This window comes from Brachybacterium paraconglomeratum, assembly GCF_039541415.1.
Classification (GTDB): domain Bacteria; phylum Actinomycetota; class Actinomycetes; order Actinomycetales; family Dermabacteraceae; genus Brachybacterium; species Brachybacterium paraconglomeratum_A.
Genome location: NZ_BAABGE010000002.1, coordinates 628,110 through 644,743 on the forward strand (window position 1 = coordinate 628,110; position 16,634 = coordinate 644,743).

Sequence of the window (16,634 nt, forward strand, 5' to 3'; positions counted from 1 at the left end):
TCGAGGTAGATATCTAACTGAAACGGGCCTAAGAGCGTCACTCTTTGAAGGTCATGAAGATCTGTTGACGCGCACCTCCTCGAGGGCTGCTTCGAGGAGCCCTCGAGTGTCCTGGCCACCTAGTACCAGTTGCCGATCGAGGAGCCGGTTGCTGGTCTCGCACGATGTCTCGCTGACCAGTGAGCATCCGTGGCAGGCAGACAAGTTCAGACTGGATGAACCTTGTCGATCGCTCTCGATGCATACGGGATCGTTCGAGCAGACGTCTGCGTCATCGAGGGCTGCCAACACAAGCGGGACCAGCTCGTCTGGAGTCCCGAGGCGTACGAGGCCTCCGAGTGTCCCCTGCGCGTCGCCGGCGGCGGTATAGATGAAAATGCCTGCGGTCGGATCGTCGCGATCTCCGCGTGCGTAGATGCGCTCCTGCAGGGACGCAGACGAATAGCCAGACGCATAGGCAAGACGCCGGATGAGCAGATGCGCGATCGTGTGCAGTGCGACGAATCGGGGTTCAGGGACGTCCAGTCGTTGTGCCCATTCCAGCGTCTCACGTCGGTTGATGAGGATGTTCGCTCGAGCTCGGACCGTAGGCTGCTGCTCCCATTGCGCGAGGAAGGCTTCATGGAACTGTAGGAAAATTCCTTCGCCGTACATCTCCACTGCGGGAAGCGTCTGCTTGGACTTCCCCTCCAGCGAGAGGTCGACTGGGATGAGGTCGGCATCTGCCGAATACCTGCGGAATCCCTTGAGTGCCTGGACCACGCGCACTCGGCGGACCTGGCCGACAGCGGCGAGTCGCTCGGCGAGATTGGCGGGGACCGAAGGGTGCCCGGCCGTGGACCAGCTGTCGACGACAAAATTGCCCTCACTGTCGTCACGCCCACCCGAAGAGAGCTTCTTTGCGAAAGCGGCCCATTCCCCGTCTTTGAGGTCGGTGACGATATCGTCCGAGTGTCCGTTGTCGCCATTCGCCAATTCGATCACGTACTCGCTGGTCACCTCGAACTCGTCGGCAATCCAGCCTGCAAAGATCTCTGCCTTCGGGCCACCGTTGTCGGCAACGAGTCGGGCGAAGTCGTCATGGGCACGTATGGCGTCGGCAATCCCCAGTGACTGCGGCTTCTCTTCCGGGATGTCGAGCGCAGAGACCCGTTCAGAAATGTAATTGCCGGTCGCGCCTCGTTGGACCGCCACCAGATCGTGCTCGCAGGGCTCTGCCGTGGCCGGATCCTGCCACGGCTGTACACCGTTGCACCTGATGCCGTTGCGGCTGAGTGCCGATTCGCTCACGAGATCGGACATGGGGCGGGATCTCCGACACCCTCCGCATGTCACCCGGAGGGATCCGAGTCCTTCGCCGGCCTTCGCCGATCGGACGAAGCGGAGCTCCTTGATTGCGCGGCACAGGCGGACCTCCTCGGTGACACCTTCATCATGTCCGCGATGTGCCCACTTGAACCACGGAATGTCCTGGAGGTGGCTTCCCTTCTTGCACACCGCGACGTAGCGCATCGGGATGAGCGCGCCGCCGCAGTCGCACTTGTTCGTCCGTTGGCCCCGATCGAAGCCGCTGAGTGGGGACAACCTCGAGCAACGCTCGCAGAATCTCCAGGTGGGGAAGCGCCAGTACAGAAGGCTAGAGGTGTCCTTGCCGGCTCGACCGGAATGAGTGGGTGCCTCACGTAGCACACTCCGTCCAAGGCGCTCGACAAGGCGATCGCAGTGGATCTGAGGGGAGTGCTTTTTGTCCCACCAGGAGACATCGGGCGCTATTAGTGACTCCCCACGGATGTCGACGATCGCGCCGACCCCGAAGGGTGAGACGGTCTCGGACAGTCTCAGGTCATGCTTGATCCGCTGCATTGGACCCCTCCTCGAATGGTTCACGGACTTCCACGGCAACATTGGGTTCGACCGAGCGCATGGAGTCTGCGACCAGCCACCCCTCCCCGTCCTGTCCGAATCGCTTGAACAGTGCCTTGTCGGTGGTTTTGGAGCGGTCGTACAAGAGGTCGTCCCCCGACTCCCTCGCATCGTGAGCCCTTTGGCTCCACCTGTTAAGCAAGTAGCGCAGGCTATCTCGGGTCTCGTCAGACTCGACCTTGTCGGATCGAGTGATGATCTCAAGGAACTGTTCGACGAGGGCGTCGACGGTGGATGCATGCGACGGGTTGTCGAGGTCGAGCCGCTTTGCATCTCGGTTCGCAGAAACTCCCGGACCGAGGTGCCGCACGAGCGTCACCAAGGCGCCCGCCAGCGAACGCTCTCGGGACGCGAGAGACCAAGGAGTCACGCTCGTGGGCTCCACGCTTCGGTAGAGCGCCTCGTGATACGCGCGGAACGTCTCGAAGTGGGACCGATCGCGAGCCCTGTTCGAACGGAACAGAGTCGTGACGACTCCCCTGACTGCGCCTCGTCCGACGCGGCTGGTCGCCTGGATGTACTCGGATGTCGTCTTGGGCTGCCCGACCATCAGCATCAGTGCGAGTCGGGGAATGTCGATACCCACCGACAACATGTTCGACGACAGGACGACATCGACGGCATCGCTCGACTCATCCGCGCTGCGGCGGAGCTCGCGAAGATCTTTCGGCAGCTCTTCAGGACCTCTCCGGCTGGTCAGCTCCAGGACTCGATCTGCGCGAACCCTGCGGAGATCGTGACCCAGCCGATCGGACCGAGGCTCCAGTCGGGCATTCACGTCGTCGACCACCAGCGTGCCCGTACGTCCGAGCTCGCGAAGGCTGTTGTGGTACATAACGGCAGTCCAGTAGGCGTCGAGGCTCACCTCGGTCTCCGGGGCGGATCGGAGGATCTCAGGGATCTCGATCAATGGCGCGGACGCGGACACTGTGGCCGACATCTGCGAGAGCGCCTGGGGCATCAGCCCGAGATAGAGCCGCCCTTCGCCTGAAGCAACGGGGCGGGAGAAGAAGGTTCGATCGTCGTCGAGCCCCGATGGCGGGTAGAGGGCGACCTCTCGCCCGTATAGGCCCCGCACTTGCTCGTCCGACGCCCTGATCGTTGCCGTGGACGCAATGATCTTCGGCGTCGAGCCTTCCACGGAGAGCAGGATCTGGATGACGGCGTCGAAGACGGCAACCGTTGTTCCGAGTGGTCCGGACAGAAGGTGAAGCTCATCTTGGATGATCATCGACGGCTGGCGGAACGCCGTGTTCAGGCCGAGAAGGCGCCCCGCCTCTGGGAGGAACTGCAAGCGGGCGAACTTATCAACCGTGGCCAGCAGGATGGTGGGAGGGGTCTCGTAGAGCATCTCGTCAACGACACAGACGGGAAGCTCGTCCTCGAAATCGCAAGCTGGGTTCACACAGTGGATGATGATGTCGTGTCCCACGAGCTTGACCCCGTAGTCGGTCACGAGCGCGGATCGACGATCTGGGAGCAGCGGTGTGGCGCACCAAGGGCAGCTCTCGACCTGGAACTGGTTCGCCTCTTCCGGTCGGGCTGCTTTGTGCAGCCGCTCCAGGGCAGCTTTCGCGGCGATTCGCGTACCCGGGGTGACCTCGTTGCCCACCCAGAGCCCGATAGAGAAGGGCACCATCCCTTTTGCTCGAGGATCACCGATGCAGTCCGGTCGGCGCAGTAGCTCCATCGCACAGACCAGCGATGCGGCACGCTGGAACTGTTGGGCAGTGAGGAGTCGCAAGGTATATCTGGTGATCACGGCCGTACCTCCGCCGGCCGGTCCGCCCGCCAATCTGCGGCGGAAGGCTTCGATAGCCGCGAGGCCGAGATATGCCTCTGTCTTCCCGCCACCGGTCGGGAACCAGATCAGGTCCACCAAGTCCCGATCGTCGTGATTCTCGTCGACAGTCGATGCGATCGAGACGAGCAGGAATCCGAGCTGAAACGGTCGCCAACGTGGTTCGACGGGCTCGCCACCGGGGTCACTCGAAGCCTGGATCATCTGCAGCCGCATAGCTGCCATTCCGAGCGAGAACGCGGTGCGCAGCGGGGCGCTGTCCGCATCGGCGATCAACTCCAACGACTTTTTCATGCGCGAGAGCGAGCCCCTGGAACGCGCGACTATTCGCTCCGCGACGGCACGATCCGGCCCGAAATCGGCAGTTCGTTCTTCCTCGCCGATGACCCACTGCCCGAATGCGTCGACGAAGGTGTTGAGGGATCGAAGGACTTGGTCTGTGTCGGTGTCGAGCGTCGAGAGATGGTCGAGTCGCAAGGCCGCCGCTTCGGGAGTCGCCTCGTCGAAACCCACGACCTCGACTGCAGGAACGACGAAATGGGGGACCGACTCCAGTCTCACCTCGGTGCATCGTTCCCCGTCGATGGTCCAGTCGGCCGCCATCCCGTGTCCGACTGCGTAGACCTTCCGGTTCCGGAACCGGAGTCGGATCTCGGCGGACTCGTCATCGATGTCGAAGGCTCGCCGAGTGTCGTACTCCTGGATGGACCCGGCTGCGCTCGGAGACACCGTGAGACAGACTTGGTAGAGCATCTTGGCAGCGTCGGCACGGTCGTCTCCTGATGCCTCCTCGAGCAGGCGGACGTGAATCGTCACAAGATGGGCGCTGCCGAACTTGCGCCATCGGGAACCGATTTCGAGCGGGATCCCATTAACGGTGTCATGGTGCATCTTGTGTTCGCTCGAGAGTTCGAGGCCAGAGATGGTGAAGGGAGTCCGGCGCCAGCTGGGCGGGCCATCCCAATCGACCGCCTTGTAGGTTGCTCCAGTGACTTCGCACGTGACCGAGCTGGTGTCGGTGATGAAGGAAATGGCGACGGACGACGGGCGCCAATCCTCGGCGATCGGAACGCCCGCAGCGTCTTCTTCGATCTCACCATCAGACGCGGTCGCACCATCGATGTCGCTCTCGCTGTTTCCCCGCGAAGCCGACCCGTCGCCCGACGATGTGTCAGGCTCACGGGGAAACAACATTCCCACGGCGTACTGCCTGTTCGGCGGATTCGACACCAATTCGTCCTCAGAGTCTTCGGGTCCGACGTAAGACGATTTCAAATGATCCAGTACAAGCCGCTGGGTTCGTGTCAGTGTCATTTGTCCGCTTTCCGCTGTGTCACGATATCTTGAAGGCGCTGCTTGTCGTCCTTGGAGATCGCGATGTGCAAGGAGACCCGAGCGCGCGTGACGGAAACGTAGAGCGCTGCCATGCCCGCAGTGTCGAGCTGCTCCGGCAGACCGCACACAACGACGTGCTCCGACTCGAGGCCCTTGGCGAAGCGAGGGCTGGTCACGATGAAACCATCGACTTCTTCGGGTTCTGAGATCGATTGCGGGTTGATCACCCAGATGTCCTTGCGTGGGACTCCTCCGGCGACCAACCTCGAAGCGATCTTGAGCCCGTGCACCACGGATACTGCTTCGGAAACCGGGTGCCAGCTCACGCGCTCTCCGTGCACGACGCCTGGGTCACCCACGTCGGCTTCGAGGTATTCCTGGACGACGTGGACGATGGCGCGTGTATTGCGGACGTTCAGTGAGAGATCGACGGTGATGGCAGAGTCTGCGATCAACTCTGCGACCTCTTCGTCGTACCGACCGTCGACATGAGCTTGATTGTTGGGGTCAAGGAACATGCGCCAACGGCCCTGAGCATGCCCGCTGGAGATGACCGAGTCGAGTCGATCCATCGCGTTGGCGGTCATCATGTCCTGCGCCTCGTCGACTAAGACGACGTCGTAGCTCGCGGCGCTATCGAGTTCTTCGAAAGGAATCACGTCGATCCCACGATTGACGAGGTGCGGGGTGAAGTACTGGGTCAGAGACGGGGAGTGGAAGGTCACCAGCACACTCCGGCCCAACTCCGCTTCCTGTTTGGCTGCTTCGACCAAGACCAACGACTTGCCGGTGCCTGCACCGCCGTACACGAGCACCCGGTCGTTCCGTGCGAGGGAGGCCAAGACGACCGCCTGCCCGGCAGTCGCTCGATTCTGCTCCTCAATCACTGCACCTCGCTGAGCGTCGATAACGGGCATTCGAGTGAACTGCCCGAAGAGGCGTGTACGTAGGTCGGCAATGCGCGCAATCTTTACACCGGGCCTTGCTCGAGGAGTACCCGCGACGATGGTGTCGAGCGCCGACTCGAGAGAGGTGGCGGTCATGTCGTCGCGAGCGAGCCAATGGGTCGGTTTCCAGTCGACCGAGTTCGGAGGTGCGTCGATGTCGGGGGTGACGACGATCGCCTCTTGTGAGTACCAGCCGAGACCTTGCTCCTTCAGGATGTTCTGCAGTGCGTATCCGGCGGATCGGGCCTGTTCCATCGGCGATGTGTTCAGCTTGTGCCAGTCGTTGCGGCGGTCGATGCTGTACCACCGGCCATCGTGCTTGCGCACGCCGCCCCCCTTTACTTCGATGACGACGACGGTCCCGCGCCACAGGACCACGAAGTCCACCTCGGCCTGTTGCTTGTACGCGTGTGAACGAAGTCCGACGGAGTAGAAGGCGACAGCCTCGCTGTCCCCATCTACGTCCCGGAGGAGTCGGGCCAACCTGCTCTCGGCAGCGCTACGTGAGGTCTTCTCGATATCGGCCAATGATGGTACAAGTATCATGCTTGCTGCTCCGTCCAGAGTTCCTCATAATCTCGGTAGCCGAGGAAGTCATTCATCGCTCCCCAGTTGTCGGCGACATCGACGATCAAGCACTCTTCTTTGCCGCCGTTCTCTTTACCTCTCAAACCTCGGCCCGCCATCTGGATGTATGCTCCGGGGCTGAACGTGGGGCGCGCAATGTACAAGGCGCGCACGCCGGGGGCGTCGAAACCTTGTACCAGAAGATCGCAGTTCGCGAGAACTTGTATGTCACCGTCGTGGAACTGCTTGATGACATTACGCCGTTCCTGACGGCCTGTCTGTCCGCTCACGGATGCGGCCTTCTTGCCTCGATACCGAAGGGACGCTGCGAGCACCTGTGCGGAGAGCACACTCGGAGTGAAGACGAGGATCGGCCAGTCCGGATGCTCTTCCAGAACCCCGAGGATGTGGTCCACGAGGACCTGCATACGTTGTTCGTTCCGGCCGATCTTCTCGTACACGTTCCGATCGATGAGCCGGTTCGACTCAAGAGACTTGCGTTCGGCAGGGTCCAGGTTCACATCGATCCCGGACGGGAGCACCTCATGTTTCACATCGGCCAGGACGCCGAGCTTCACCAAGAATTTGTAAGGCTCTTCGTCGGGGATTCGAAGCTTGTTCGAGCCGAACCGGGTCACCAATTCTTTCGTCCCGCTGTGGTTGTCAGCGCGGCCCTTGAACGGTGTCGCTGAGAGGCCTACGAGGGGGCGCTCCCAATTACGACCGTCGACTCCGAGCCACCGGAGGATGGCGGTGTACTGTGTCGAGCCTCCGGCGCGGTGTGCTTCGTCGATGAAAACCGCAGTCGGCGTTTTCAGCCACTCGTACTCGGGTAGGTCTTTGATCGCTCGGATCTTGGCGTCGGTCGCCACAACAACGGAAAGGTCGGTATCAGGCATGTTCACTCGATTGGTGTCCCAGAGCCTGCCGATCGTCAGCGGCCTTTCATCACCGAGATGTCGCCAGACCGCCTGAAAAGTCTGAACAGCTTGCTCGCACAGTTCCGCCGATTGTGCGATCCATAGGATCGTTCCCGAGAGCACCTCGTCCACGAAGAGTTTGAGAATCGTCTCCGTGGCGACACGCGTCTTGCCAGCACCCGTCGGAAGCTCCACCATCGCTTTCTGACCCGGCCCTTCATTCCCGGGTTGGGTCAGGACGGTGCGAAGGTCCTCGCTGATCTTCTTCTGGTACGTGTGCAGCTTGTTGAGGTTGATGGCGCCTGGGACTACAAAGGCTTCGGGCCGTGATTCATTTCGAGTGCCCGCGAACTCCGCGCCGAATCCCATCTTGCGGACCCATGAAATTGCGGCAGGTAAGCCTGCCCATCGTTCTGGAACATCTGAATAACCCACTAGGCGGAACGCAGACTCGAGCATCCGTAGTGAATCTGCACCGTAGACAGTCAGGAAGAGTTCTGCGATCGAGGTGTTCTCGTCGACAAGCCCTTGGACCTCGAGCGCACTCCATAGCCCCGTCGGCAGTGCTTCTTTGAGGTCGTCGGGGCCGATGTACAGATCGAGGCGTTCCGCATCGTTCGGGGTCGCCCGTCCTTGCTGACGTTGCAGCTCAAGCTGTTGCGCCAGGCCCGCTTGAAGAACTCCGGATATTTGGGCATTGTCCATCCGGAGATCGAACGCTTCATTAACGTACTCGAGGACTCTCCGCTCACTTGCGCCATCCCACACGATGAGGTCCTGGCCGTCGATGTGCCAGTCTCGGGGTTGATCCTCCGTGCCATCCTCGGTGATGACGCGTTTGGCGATGAGAAGGGCGCGAGAGATCGACGAGGAGCCCAACGTCCTACCGAAGGACGGTCGCAGCCCGGTGTAGACGTCGAGGATGCGCTGCGGATGGCGTTGACCTTCGACGACCATCGCGAATGAGAAGCTGTCGGCGAATCGTCGGCATCCGGCAAAGGTTAGGAATTCTTCGGCGAGATCGGCGTCGACTCGCAAGAAGGGACGTTGTCGGTTCTTGAGCACATCCTCTTCGTCGTCGCTGGTCGCGAGGTAGACCATCGAAGGTGGGTGGGGCTCGATGGCGCGACTAACACGAGCCGGAATCGTTGTGGGCAACTCACCCTTAAGACCGATTCTTGAGGCCTCAAGGACGAACTCCGACAAGACGTCATCGGGTACCTGCGGGAAGATGTCGGCCTCGAGCATCTCCTTAAGGACATTCGGAGGCACTGATCCCAGTGTGTCCGGAAGATTGAGAGCGTCTTGTGCCTGGCGGGGTCCCTTATACAGAGGGAGTAGCCCGCCGAAGCGGACAAGGGAAGGTGCAACCACGTCCAACGGTGCGCGAAGGCCCCGAGAGGACTTGACGAGCCCAGCTTGGTGAGCCGCCCACAGAGCCGGCGGCTGCACCGAATGCGTGCGACCCGTATCGAGGTCCTCGAGCACCCAGGCGGTGTCCGGCACGCTCAGCAGTCTTTCGGTCCAGTCGGCGCGGACCGCGGGCGGTGCACCCGCGTCCTGAAGCATGAGCAGGACGGAGAAGGGGCCGCGTCCCCTCCCAGGGCTGACGTCGGCATTGTCGATCGTTCGTTCGCCCGGACCTAGTCCCGCATTGAGTCTCGCGAGAGTTGCTTCGATGTACTGACTGGACCTCGACTCGTCTTCGAGGGCATAGTCAGATATCGGAGTGCTCACCACGCCGAGCTGCTGAGCAACGTCGGGGAGACAGCGCTGCTGATCGAGCAGTCTGGACGCGAACGACTCAGGAAGTTCGGCATCGAGATCCAGGACTTGCTGTGGCCATGCCCATCCGCCGTCGCGGGTCGGAACCTTGATGGACGCCGTCGACTCCAGCATCATCTTTGACGCCGCTGGGACACTGACGTACAGCACTGCGTCCCATAGTCTCTCGAGATCGTCATCGCTCGGTACTGCTGGAAGTCGCGCGATGCGTGCGCGAAGGATCGCCTCCGGATCCAGGTTGCGGAAACCGCGGTCTCTCAACTTCTGCTCGACCTGGGGCTCGGCAAGGAAGGCGGGGTCGACGAATGCTGCCCCGTCGACAGTCAGGTCCTCCTCCTGCTGGAGGAAAACGACGTCACGATCCTTCAGAGATTTCAGTCCGTCGGATGTTGGGATGACCTTCGCATCGGATATTCCGTCGAGGGACGAGTGGAGAATGACCGTGCGGAACGCATTCGCCGCGGACTGCGTATCTGGACCTTCGGCCCACTCTCGCAGCCAGGAGAGCAGTCCCCGCTTAGGCATCTGCTCCAACGCAACTTTCGTGTCACGCGTGCCGAGGTCGAGGTCTGGATCCTGCGCGGCGATAAAGAGCTCGCGGATGCGGGCTATGCGTGTCTGACTGGTGTAGCAGCGCCAGTGAGGGGCGTCGTCACCGGTATGTGGTGATTTGCTCCACCCTGCGTGAATTGCTGGTTTGAATGAGATGCCCAGATCGAGTGGCCTCAGGTCCGATCCGTTGCGCAGACTTTCCGTTGCATCCGGGATGTAGTCAATGGCCCCAGCTTGTGCCAGAACGTGTGCGCCGACCAGCGCATCCGCGAATCCGTGGCTCTCGTGACCTCGGCCGCGCGCGGGAAGGTAATCGAGGTGAGCTGCAGGGTCATCTCCGCGCACGAGAGTGGGCAGAGGTACGAAGAGGTCGGCCAAGGTCCGCAGGATCTCGCTGTTGTAGGTGTTGTCAAGGAGGTTGGTGCGGTCATCGTTGATCGCCCATGGCGCGTTGAAGAGAGCATTGGCCGAAGTGCGGTCCTGGAGGGGGAAGTAGGACCAGAAGTGACCGACGCGGAGATTCGAAAACTGCACCGGCACAGCAACGGTGACTTTCACCTTGTCGCGTGAGACCGCTTCGCCGACCTCGCGGCGTGCCTGTGGGGTGGGCTCGTGCATCGTGTTCGCCGTGATCCACTCGCTCACCTCGCCGCCTGGGGACTCGATGGCGAGTCTTCCTCCGCCGAGGTCGCGAGAGATATGGCTGGTCTCGAAGGGGTCGTCACCGAGGACCCGGAGCCGTATCTCGCGTACCGCCTCGACGAATAGGAGGAACTCGGAAGAGAAGTCTTGGATCTCTCCCTGGAGGCGCTCTAGGCTCATGGCGTTCGGGAGCTTGACGATCGTCGTCGCCCAAGACGCCAGCTCAGTGAGGACGGGATCAGCCGCAAACTCGGTGTCCGCGTCCAGGAGAGTCGCAGTGCGAAGAACGGGGTGGCGCTTCGCGGACGAGACTTTGGCGAGTTCATGCTGCGCGGCTGGGGAATTAAACTCGAACGAGATCGATTGGCTGAAGACCTGGGGTGAGTGGGAGACAGCGAGCACGGACTTGAATCCCAGACCGAAGCGGCCGATCTCGTCGCCACGCTTCTCGCTGAGGTGGGCCATCGTCACCGCTGTCAGACCACTCTTCGAGAACGGTCGGCCCGCATTGGCGCAATAAAGGGTGGACGTCCGGGTGTCCAGGACAATCTCGACCCTGCCCGCTCCCGTGGGGTCGTCATCGTGGGTTCCGGCCAGCGCATCAGCCGCGTTCTGGATGAGCTCGAGCAGCGTCCGGTTGGCGTATCCTCCGGTGCGTATCGACTCCTCATGGTTGGCATGCTCCGAGATCAAGCTCGGGTGTGCCTTGTACGCCTCGATTGTTCGATCGAACTGGTCCTGCACCTCGCGTACAAGTTCTGAGTTCGGGCTCCAGGCCCGACGGTCATACGTCAACGGCGACAACTCCCTGGTCCACAAGATTGAGCCCTTAGGGGCCCTCGTGACTACTTTGTTACAAGATGTTCACTCGGGGGTTCGAGCTTGTTTGGCGAGGTCAGCAAACAGATGCTGGCGACTCTTTGATGTTACACAGAGCCTCTCTGCCCAGGTGTGCGGAAGTCGAAGTTTCCTGCGATGCCGTCGGGCGGCGCACGCACCTCGCACGCAACAGGGAATTGAGCTTCTCCGTCAAGCTGTCCGTCCACTCGGACCCAAACAGCGGCGGCATCAAACCTGACTGAATATTTATATGCGTGGGAGATACGGAATCGTGCCTTTGGGGACCACCGATCGTGCCTGCGGGGTCCAGCCACCGCTTCGATGGGGACCACTGGCCCCCGCCGGCTGCGGGTCACTGTGAATCGGCTGTAAGTGTTCGTGGTGGCCAGCCAGCCCTGGGCCGGCGTCGCCGTGGTCAGCCACGACAACTGGGAGGTGCTTGCCACCGAGTGCACACCGCAGTTGAGCAGCGTGGACATGCAGTACCGGAAGCTCGGTCACATGGCCTCGCAGGCGCTGCTGAGGATGATGAACGGAGAGAAGGAGACGGGTGTGGTGACCCTGCCGTGCTCGCTGGTGGTGCGGGAGTCCACGCTCGGGGCGTGATCCGAGGAGGGCGGGTTGGCTGGAGTCTCCGCGGTGAGGGAGGCGCGTCGTCGTCTACGACGCCGTCGACTCCACGGGCTGGGGCCTGCTCGGGAAGTACGACGGCGGCTCCGCCGAGACGATCAGCCGCAACGGGCTGGCGGTCGAGCGCTCGCCGACGGATCGATCGATGCGGCGGACACCTTCCTCTGGGACACCCTCCCCGCCCAGGAGCGGAACCCCGAGTGACGCGCTGATTCCCGAGGGGAGCGCGAGCGAGCCTTCTGCACGGGTCAGCTGGTGATCCAGTCTCCGTTGGCGTCTGCCTGGTAGCCGTCGACCTCGCCGTCGACGATCCCGATCTCGCCGGATCGCATCACGGTGAAGGTGAAGGACGCAGCGTCGTCGACTCCGGACTTCTCGTCCTCGTCCGTGCGCGGGAACTCGAGGTCGAACTCGGTGGCGTCCTCGTCGCTGGTCGACGAGGCGCACGCCTGGACGATGGTGATCTGCGAAGCATCGTCGGAGGCGTACACACCGGTCTCGGGATTGCTCGGGTCGAGCTTGTCGAGTTCCAGGTCAATATCGGAGTCACCCGGCAGGCCGAGCGCCTGGAGCGTCCTGCCCCGCGGCGTGCCTTCATCGAAGCTGGCACGCACGGCGTCCTCGTCCAGCGTTCCCTCGGCGGTCACGGGGACCACCTGGTTCATCATCTCCACGGACTCCTCCACACCCTTCTCGGCGACCATGTCGTCCCAGCTGGCGTACCCGATCATGTGCAGGCCGTTCTGGAGCTCCCCGTCGAAGCTCTCCTGAGCGGCGGCGACATGCTCGTCCTCGGTCTCGCCTGCGGTCTCCGCAGCCACTTTGCCCCCGTCGGCGAAGCTCACTTCCAGGTCCACAGCGCAGCTGTCGGCCGACTCGAGTTCATGCGGGGTCAGGGTCATGCCGGACACCCAGAGCTCGTCGAAGTCGCTTCCGGCGACCTCCTTGAGCGCCTCGGGGATCTGGACATCAAGCGCACCGCCAGCCGACGCGTACGTGGGCTGGACGAACTCGTAGACCGCCTCCGGGGGCGCGCCGGAGCTGTCGCCACCCGGCACCCCCGCAGCGTCGTCGGAGCCACCACAGGCGGCCAGGATGAGCGGGGCGGAGAGGGCAAGGGCTGCAAAAGCTGTTGCGCGGCGCGCGGTGGTGCTCGTGGTCATGCTGACTCCTGGTGAGTAGTACGGGCTCGTCATGTTCGGTGGTGGCGCGTGGTTGCTCAGGCAGCAGTGCCCGTCAGCTGCCACCGCCATCGGAGGGCGCAGCGCTCGGAGTGGAGCCGGTGCCGGGGAAGTCGACCGTGAGATCCTCCGACTCGAACGTCCGGTCGAGGGAGCCCTCGATCTCGTAGACGCCGGGGTCGATCTGCAGGGAGAAGCCTCCGCTCATGCTGACAGTCGCACTGGAGACGTCCACCGGGACCGCGACGACGAGCGTGCGCTCCCCGCTTTTGTTCGACGAGTTGAGATTGAGCTTGTCCTCATGGATCTCATCGGTGGTCGTCTCACCGTCCACCGTCACAGATGCCGCCGCCGAGTAGTCAGTGGCCCTTACGAGGCCAGGGATCTCGGTGCTGATGGTGATCGCGGAACTCCACTCCATCACGAGCCACGCGCTGCCGGGGTCGGCCCAGCCGGTCGTCTCGGTCCAGGCGGTCAGCCCCAGCGTGGCCGCCTGGAACGACGTGGTGGTGGTGACCTCGCTGTCCGCATCGTCGCTGTACAGCACCGGGAAAGGGTCCACCGAGAGGGGGAATGTGTGGTGGGGCTCCTGCACGCGATCACTGCGGTAGTACGCGGCGGCGACCTCATCGGCCTGCCGCTCCCCGGTGAGCAGATCGACCATCTGATCGTGGCCCTCGCTGGAGACGACGAGGGACGCGGAACCATCCTTCGGCACGGAGATCAGGTTCCGGGTGCTGTATTCGCCATCGATCTCCGCGAGGTGGGTCTGGGAGCCTCCCATGCTGATCGAGATGTCCGTGAGGGGCGAAGCCTCGTCCAGCGCCGCTTCGCCGCCGTTGAAGGGAGTGAAGGAGAGTTCGACGGCGCGGAGCACTTCGCCGTCGGCGGGAGCGAGGTCGAGTGCCTCGCCGTCCTCGCCCATCTCTGCTTCGAGACCGACCGATTCCGCCGACACGGTGGCGATCTCCTGGAGCCTGTCGATGCTGAGCACACCGGTCGGGGTGATCACGGTGCTGTTCTTCGGCTGGAGGGTGCTCGCCACGGTGACGTCCTTGGTGAACTCTTCTACGGTGAAGCCTGCCTCGAGGCGGGGCAGGTCTGCGGTGGCGTCGGGTGCCGTGGCGCCGCCTGCGTCGCTCCCCGCCGAGCCGCCGCCGTCGCTCGCGTCGGAGCCGCCGGTCTCTTCGAAGTCGGCACGCTGACCGGAGCCGCAGGCGCTGAGAGCAAGGGCCCCGAGGGCAGCGAGGCTGAACGTGCGGCGACCGATGTGCTGTGTGGTGGTGTTGTACATGAGATTCCCCTTCATCTGAACGTGCTGTCCCCTATGAGTCGCGACAAAGCGCGATTCGGTTGCACCGGATCTGAACTTCTTCTCAACCGTCCACGCGAAGGCGGTGGTGGGTCTCGAGCACGGTGCCGTCCTCGGTGAGGGAGCGCAGCACCACCTCGGCGCTGCCCGGGCTGGCCGCGGTCATGGAGACCGTGCTCTCGTCGACGATGAATCGGCCGCCCGGCAGCATCCACACCCAGGAGTCGACGCCGTCCACGTCGGCAGTGAACGTCGCTGCCTCGCCGACGGTGAGCTCCTCTGGACCGTCGATCGAGATGGAGGCACCATCGGCGGCGGCAATCGTCGGGTCATGCCAGAGCAGCTCCCCGAATCCGATGCCGGCGATCAATGCTGCGATGGCGAGTCCGACGGTCAGGAGGACCCGGTTGCGGGGTCGGGGCCGTGCGGCAGCGGCCGCGGCCTCTGCAGGTTCTGCCGTGGCAGCGGGTGGTTCTGCGAGCGCCGCTTCGATGCTCGCGAGCCACGCGTCGGTGTCATCGGGACGACGCTGGGGGTTCTCGGCCTTACCGCGGGCGAGGGCTCGATGGAAGGCGGGGGGCAGCGCGGCCCCCTCCGTGATCCACTCCAGCACCGCCGACATCGCCCAGATGTCGGCGCGGGCATCGACGCGTCCATGGCGCTGCTGCTCAGGCGGCCGGAACCCGGAGGTGCCGACGGCGACGGTCATGCCGGAGCTGCGAGCCAGGTCCTTGCAGATGCCGAGGTCGGCGAGCAGAAGGCGTTCGTCCGCGGAGATCAGCTCGCCGCCACCCTGAACGGCGCCGCTCGAGGCGTTGGAGGCGGGGCGCGAGGTGAGCAGGAGGTTCCAGGGGCTCAGATCCCGATGTACGAGCTGTGCTCGATGCACGGCGCCGAGAGCTGCGGCCAAGGATCTCGCGACGACGAGCACGTCCTGCGGGGTGGCCGTCCATCCCTGTTCCCGCAGCGTCCCCACTCGGTCTGCGACAGTGCCGTGGTCGGCGAGCTCGAGCACCAGATAGGGCTGGCTGTGGGGCAGCTCGCCGATGTCGTGGACAGCGGTCACATGTGGACTGCGCGCACGCCGCAGGGCCCGCCCTTCGCCGATGAAGCGTTCCAGCATCTCCGGGTTCATCGTGTGGTTCTCGGCGAGCACCTTCACGGCAACCTCTTCGTCGAGGCTGAGGTCGTGGGCCCGGTGCACCGTGGCGAAAGATCCTGCGCCGAGGCGATCGATCACCTCGTAACGCCCGATCCGCTGCCTCATCCGAGTTCTCCGAGGAGCTGCTGGAGCTTCGTCCTGCCGCGACTGATCTGAGCTTTCACCGTTCCTTCTGGCAGGTCGAGCCGGGTCGCGATCTCGGCGACGGGCAGCTGCTCCAGATCCCGCAGGATCAGCGGCGCCTGATACTTCTCAGGCAGCTGCGCGAGGGCCGTGCGAAGCGTGGCGCGGGACGCGACCATCGAGCTGATCCGCTGCGAGGGCAGTTCGGCCTCATCGAGTGCGGAGGTGTCCCGCTGCTTTCGCAGATGGTCTGCGACGCGACGGCGCACGATGGGATGGATCCAGGTGGACACCTTGCCGACGCTGCGGTACTGCCCGATCGATCCCATGATCGATATCAGCACCTCTTGGGACACGTCGTCGATGGCGTTCTGATCCAGGAGCATCGACCCCACCATGCGCTGAATGGTGCGGGAGCGGTCGAGCATCTCGAGGAGCTCGTCGAGGGCAGTGGCATCGCCGCCGGCGGCACGCGCGGCCACGTGGGCGAGCAGCTCGTCATCACGCGTCCCCGACTTTTCCGATTTCACCGAATTATGTCCCCCTGGCATGCCGTGGAGTCTAGTGGAGGCGCGCCCGGCCGGCGGGAGGGGGCATCACCCGGCTCCACGCCGCCCTCCCCGGAGACACCGAACCCCGAGAAGGTTGCGGCGAGCTCTCGCCCTGCTCCTCTCGGCAGCGGAGCAGGCGCTTGCTGGCCCGTTGGGCTCAGCTGTTCGCACTCCGCGCGCTGAACCACCGCGCCAGCACCAGCGCCACCACGATCCCGTTCAGCGGCGCGACCCCGATCCCGAACTCGTTCGAGATCCAGGCGCTGAGCGACCCGAGCACGTGCGGCACCAGCGCCAGGACGCCAACAGCATGCTGGACGCCGTTCACCCCCGTACTCCACTCCGAAAAGCCACATACTCTTC

Annotated in this window: 10 protein-coding genes; 1 reads left to right on the plus strand and 9 read right to left on the minus strand. The window is 63.3% G+C overall.

All coding sequences use genetic code 11. The features are described from left to right. Positions 1 to 51: 51 nt before the first annotated feature. The 4 genes from drmB to ABD893_RS02850 form a co-directional block, all read right to left on the minus strand. Positions 52 to 1,905 (minus strand): DrmB family protein, encoded by a 1,854-nt coding sequence (gene drmB / locus ABD893_RS02835; RefSeq protein WP_345076012.1) that lies wholly within the window; start codon positions 1,903 to 1,905, stop codon positions 52 to 54. Further along, positions 1,844 to 4,954, minus strand: a complete 3,111-nt coding sequence (locus tag ABD893_RS02840) for a helicase-related protein (protein ID WP_345076013.1) — start codon at positions 4,952 to 4,954, stop codon at positions 1,844 to 1,846. Before ABD893_RS02840 ends, drmB begins: the two co-directional genes overlap by 62 nt. An 80-nt stretch (positions 4,955 to 5,034) precedes the next feature. After that, positions 5,035 to 6,552, minus strand: coding sequence for an NERD domain-containing protein (locus tag ABD893_RS02845; protein WP_345076014.1), 1,518 nt, complete (start codon positions 6,550 to 6,552; stop codon positions 5,035 to 5,037). Continuing rightward, entirely contained in the window at positions 6,549 to 11,267 is a 4,719-nt protein-coding gene (locus ABD893_RS02850; RefSeq protein ID WP_345076015.1) for a sacsin N-terminal ATP-binding-like domain-containing protein, read from the minus strand. Before ABD893_RS02850 ends, ABD893_RS02845 begins: the two co-directional genes overlap by 4 nt. Positions 11,268 to 11,693: 426 nt before the next feature. On the opposite strand from ABD893_RS02850, the gene ABD893_RS02855 reads away from it, so the two are divergent. Next, positions 11,694 to 11,918: a substrate-binding domain-containing protein gene (locus ABD893_RS02855; RefSeq protein WP_345076016.1), complete on the plus strand. Its 225-nt coding sequence runs from the start codon at positions 11,694 to 11,696 to the stop codon at positions 11,916 to 11,918. Between the two features lie 272 nt (positions 11,919 to 12,190). On the opposite strand, the gene ABD893_RS02865 is transcribed toward ABD893_RS02855, so the two are convergent. The 5 genes from ABD893_RS02865 to ABD893_RS02885 form a co-directional block, all read right to left on the minus strand. Further along, positions 12,191 to 13,105 carry a hypothetical protein gene (locus ABD893_RS02865; RefSeq protein WP_345076017.1) on the minus strand — a complete coding sequence of 305 codons (915 nt, stop codon included), beginning with the start codon at positions 13,103 to 13,105 and terminating at the stop codon, positions 12,191 to 12,193. 73 nt (positions 13,106 to 13,178) lie between these two features. Further along, the gene (locus ABD893_RS02870) at positions 13,179 to 14,432 is read right to left on the minus strand and encodes a hypothetical protein (protein WP_345076018.1); all 1,254 of its coding nucleotides are present in this window, start codon (positions 14,430 to 14,432) and stop codon (positions 13,179 to 13,181) included. Positions 14,433 to 14,499: 67 nt separating this feature from the next. Beyond that, positions 14,500 to 15,702: a serine/threonine-protein kinase gene (locus ABD893_RS02875; protein ID WP_345076019.1), complete on the minus strand. Its 1,203-nt coding sequence runs from the start codon at positions 15,700 to 15,702 to the stop codon at positions 14,500 to 14,502. Beyond that, the gene (locus tag ABD893_RS02880) at positions 15,699 to 16,271 is read right to left on the minus strand and encodes an RNA polymerase sigma factor (protein WP_345076020.1); all 573 of its coding nucleotides are present in this window, start codon (positions 16,269 to 16,271) and stop codon (positions 15,699 to 15,701) included. Before ABD893_RS02880 ends, ABD893_RS02875 begins: the two co-directional genes overlap by 4 nt. Before the next feature lie 157 nt (positions 16,272 to 16,428). Continuing rightward, on the minus strand, positions 16,429 to 16,599 hold the full coding sequence (locus tag ABD893_RS02885) for a hypothetical protein (protein WP_345076021.1): 171 nt from the start codon (positions 16,597 to 16,599) through the stop codon (positions 16,429 to 16,431). Positions 16,600 to 16,634: the final 35 nt, after the last annotated feature.

What these genes read in the sequence shown, in the direction of transcription:
- drmB (WP_345076012.1), bottom strand. Translation starts at nt 1,905, where the DNA reads ATGTTGCCGTGGAAGTCCGTGAACCATTCGAGGAGGGGTCCAATGCAG.
- ABD893_RS02845 (WP_345076014.1), bottom strand. Translation starts at nt 6,552, where the DNA reads ATGATACTTGTACCATCATTGGCCGATATCGAGAAGACCTCACGTAGC.
- ABD893_RS02865 (WP_345076017.1), bottom strand. Translation starts at nt 13,105, where the DNA reads ATGACCACGAGCACCACCGCGCGCCGCGCAACAGCTTTTGCAGCCCTT.
- ABD893_RS02870 (WP_345076018.1), bottom strand. Translation starts at nt 14,432, where the DNA reads ATGAAGGGGAATCTCATGTACAACACCACCACACAGCACATCGGTCGC.
- ABD893_RS02875 (WP_345076019.1), bottom strand. Translation starts at nt 15,702, where the DNA reads ATGAGGCAGCGGATCGGGCGTTACGAGGTGATCGATCGCCTCGGCGCA.
- ABD893_RS02880 (WP_345076020.1), bottom strand. Translation starts at nt 16,271, where the DNA reads ATGCCAGGGGGACATAATTCGGTGAAATCGGAAAAGTCGGGGACGCGT.